Source organism: uncultured Dialister sp., assembly GCF_937959425.1.
Taxonomy (GTDB): domain Bacteria; phylum Bacillota; class Negativicutes; order Veillonellales; family Dialisteraceae; genus Dialister.
The window spans coordinates 1-3,631 of record NZ_CALGPS010000136.1 but is presented as its reverse complement, the minus strand read 5'-3'; the positions used below and the strand labels follow the sequence as shown (position 1 = coordinate 3,631).

Genomic DNA, 3,631 nt, shown 5'->3' with positions numbered 1-3,631 from the left:
GAATGTGCAAGTCAGTCGAAGTTGGCCCATAGCCTGCCCATAAAAGGGCCTTCCTCTTAATCGACTGACCGTTAGGCGCGGTTGGCTTGTTTCCCATCGCCCACCAGGGCGGTTGTAAAGGTTTTACCAGCCCACTAGTACACTAGCTCACTAGCACACCAGCTCACTAAATAATACCGGTCGGCGAAAGGAACCAATAGGCGCGGAGAGGATCGCCTACAGCGGTCAGCTGACAGCGGTAAGCGGACAGCCGCAGGCTGCCTCATTTTTCCTCTACCCCCTATCTTCTGCCTTCTGCCTTTTCCTCTTTCTCATCCAGAGGCTTCCAGCCGCCTCCCAGGGCTTTGAAAAGGGCCACCATGTCGGTGAGCTCTTTTCCTTTAGCCAGAGTATAGTTCTGGTCCAGGGATAAATAATGCCGCTCTGCGTCCAGTACGCCCATGTAGTCGGAAAGGCCGTAGGTAAATTGGTTCTTCGACAGATCCAGCGCTTCTTTGGCTTTATTTCTTCCTTTTTCCAAAGAGTCTTTCCGGATTTTATCCTGGCTCACTGCAGTCATGGCGCTTCGCACTTCCCCCGCTGCCTTGAGCACCGTATTTTCATAGGCTGCCTGCATTTCCTTTTCTTTCTCGCTCTGCACTCTTACATTTCTTTTCAAAGCACCTCCATTAAAGAGGGGATATGTCACCTGGGGCATGATGCCGAAGGCGTGGCTGCCGGCGGAGAAGAGGCCGCCGGAAAGAGCGGCCAGACCCAGCACGCCCAGAATGGAAAATTTCGGCTTCATTTCCGCCTTTGCTTCCTTTGTCTTTGCTATCTGCGCCGCCCAGGCCATTTCCGCACCGTGTACATCAGGCCGCTGGCGGAGTACCTCCGCCGGAATGGCGTTGTACATAGCGCTGTCGATTTCCGGCAGCGGCGATGGAGTCATCAGCTTTTCATTCAGTTCTCCCGGTATGGTGCCGGTTAAGATGGAAATCCGGTTCAGCGTATTCGCGATTTCCGTCTTCAGCTCCGGCACCCTGGCTTCCGACTCGTGGATTGTATAGGCTGCCTGGTCTGCCGGCAGGGCAGAAATGAGCCCAGATTTTTCATTCACCTGGAGCAGGGACAGGTTATCCTTCTGGTTGGCAATATGGGCTTCCGTCACCGCCAGCTCCTCCTGCAGAGTGCGGAGGGTAATGTAATTCATGGCCACTTCCGCCGAAAGGGATACCCAGGTGGAGTAGAGCATGCCCCTCCGGGCCTCCAGCGATTTTTCAGACGCCTTCACTTTGGCCCTGTTCTTCCCGAAGAAATCAGGTTCCCAGGACGCATCCAGTCCCGTATAGGAAAGATTCCGGCTGTTATCTATGGTCATGCCGGGCACCTTTTCCAGAGCCTTGGGTGTCACATCGGAAATGACCCCTTCCGGCGCCTCTGCCCTCACCCAGCCGGCGCCTGCATTCATCCAGGGCACCAGGGAGGCCTTTGCCATGCCCAGCGCCTCTCTGGCCTGCTTCAGCCTGGACTCTGCCTGCATGAGATCCCGGTTCCGGTTAAGAGCTGTATAAATGAGGGAATCCAGTGTGTCATCATGAAATACCTTCCACCACTCCGACAGCACCTCCGGCGTAAGGGACGCCCCTTTTTCTTCTGTGAAATAGAGATTATCATACATTCCTGCCAGGGCTGTCCAGGGCGTTTTCTCCAGATTCACTCCATCCGCCGCACTTCCGGAAAGCGGAACCATGCAAAAAGCAGCCGTTAACAGGGATACCATGCCAAGGGCTGCTTTTCTTCTTCTATCCATACCGCCACCTCCTTAAGAGAAGCATATGCATAAAAATTTCTTTGGGAAAGGAAATCAGATTCCTGTCCCCTATTTGTATTCTATTCTTATTATATATAATTCAAATTTGAATTTCAATTTCCTTTGCCCATTATGGAAGCGCTAATTAAATCACTATCTGCTTTTATTCTTGAATTTTATGCAATGCAAGGAGTGGGGCAACGCGATATGAATGAATCAGTGCTTCCTTATATCGAAAACATTGCGTTTCCTCATAAATAAGCGTATAATGAAAAGCCGTAGTATCTCTTTTTATATATAGGAGGATTCTCTTGATTTCCAAAATACAATCCATTCTTTCCCGCATCAAACTGATTCACCAGATTGCTCTGGGGCTCCTGCTCGGCATACTGCTGGCAGTCACCATTCCCCAGTCCGTGCCCCTGCTTGCGGTGTTCGGCGACCTCTTCGTCAAAGCCCTGAAAAGCGTGGCTCCGGTGCTGGTATTTTTCCTTGTCATCAATGCCATTGCCCAGAAGAAGCCGGACCAGAAGGGCAGCATGAAGCCCATCGTCACCCTGTACATGACGAGCACCTTCCTGGCTTCCATCATCGGCGTATCTTTTTCCTTCCTCTTCCCCACCACCCTCACTCTTCAGACTGCCGCCGACGCAGGTGCTGCCACGCCGCCCAGCGGTATCGGGGAAGTGCTCTTCAACCTGGTCATGAGCACCATCGACAACCCTGTCAGCTCCCTTCTGAAAGCCAATTACATCAGCATCCTCCTCTGGGCCATCATCTTCGGCATTGCCATGAAATCCATGGGCAGTGACCACACGAAGAAAATGCTGGATGATACCGCCAAAGCGGTCACCAAAATCGTAGGCTGGGTCATCCATCTGGCACCTCTGGGCATTATGGGCCTCGTAGCCAACTCCGTAGGAAGCCAGGGCATTTCCGCCCTTCTTGGCTACATCCATCTCCTGGCCGTCCTCATCGGCGCCTATGGCACCGTAGCTCTGGTGATGAATCCCCTCCTTGTGTTCACAAGGGTTCATAAAAATCCCTATCCCCTGGTACTCACCACATTGAAGGAAAGCGGCGTCTACGCTTTCTTTACCAGAAGCAGCGCCGCCAATATTCCTGTAAACCTTAACCTCTGCCGCCGCCTGGGACTGGATCCGGACATGTATACCATTTCCATCCCCCTGGGAGCCGCAGTCAATACAGCCGGTGCCTCCGTCACCATTTCCGTCCTTTCACTGGCTGCCGCCCACACCCTGGGCATTGAAGTAGACCTTCCCACCGCCTTCCTCCTCTGCCTGGTAGCCACCATCGGCGCCTGCGGCGCATCCGGCGTAGCCGGCGGCTCCCTCCTCCTCATCCCCGTAGCCTGTGCCTCCTTCGGCATCAGCAACGATATTTCCATGCAGGTGGTAGGCGTAGGCTTCATCATCTCCGTACTGGAAGACGCCTGCGAAACCGCCTTAAACAGCTCCAGCGACGTCCTCTTCACCGCCACTGCGGAATTTGAAAAGCGAAGAAAATAAGGGACTTTGAAGAGCTCCGACATGGTACTGGGGACAGAGGATAAATAATAAACAGACAGTTTCCTGCCGTCATGAAATACCAATGGTGCCATGCCGTATGGGAACCCTTTTGCGAATAGTTTCCTGTCGGTAAGAAGCACCAGTGGCACCACATCGAGTAGGAAACCTTTCGCGAATAGTTTCCTGCCGGTAAGAAGCACCACAGCGTGTCACCTCAATAGGAAACCTTTCGCGAATAGTTTCCTGCCACCATGAAAATACCAATGGTGCCATGCCGTATGGGAACCCTTTTGCGAATAGTTTCCTGTCG

At 52.9% G+C, this 3,631-nt stretch carries 2 protein-coding genes; one reads left to right on the top strand and one right to left on the bottom strand.

The features are described 5' to 3' along the window. Positions 1-280: 280 nt before the first annotated feature. Positions 281-1,792 carry an efflux transporter outer membrane subunit gene (locus tag Q0482_RS05960; RefSeq protein WP_299144629.1) on the bottom strand — a complete coding sequence of 504 codons (1,512 nt, stop codon included), beginning with the start codon at positions 1,790-1,792 and terminating at the stop codon, positions 281-283. Positions 1,793-2,103: 311 nt separating this feature from the next. Between Q0482_RS05960 and sstT the strand changes: the two genes are divergently transcribed. Continuing rightward, positions 2,104-3,321 carry a serine/threonine transporter SstT gene (gene sstT / locus Q0482_RS05955; protein ID WP_299144626.1) on the top strand — a complete coding sequence of 406 codons (1,218 nt, stop codon included), beginning with the start codon at positions 2,104-2,106 and terminating at the stop codon, positions 3,319-3,321. The last annotated feature ends 310 nt before the right edge of the window (positions 3,322-3,631 follow it).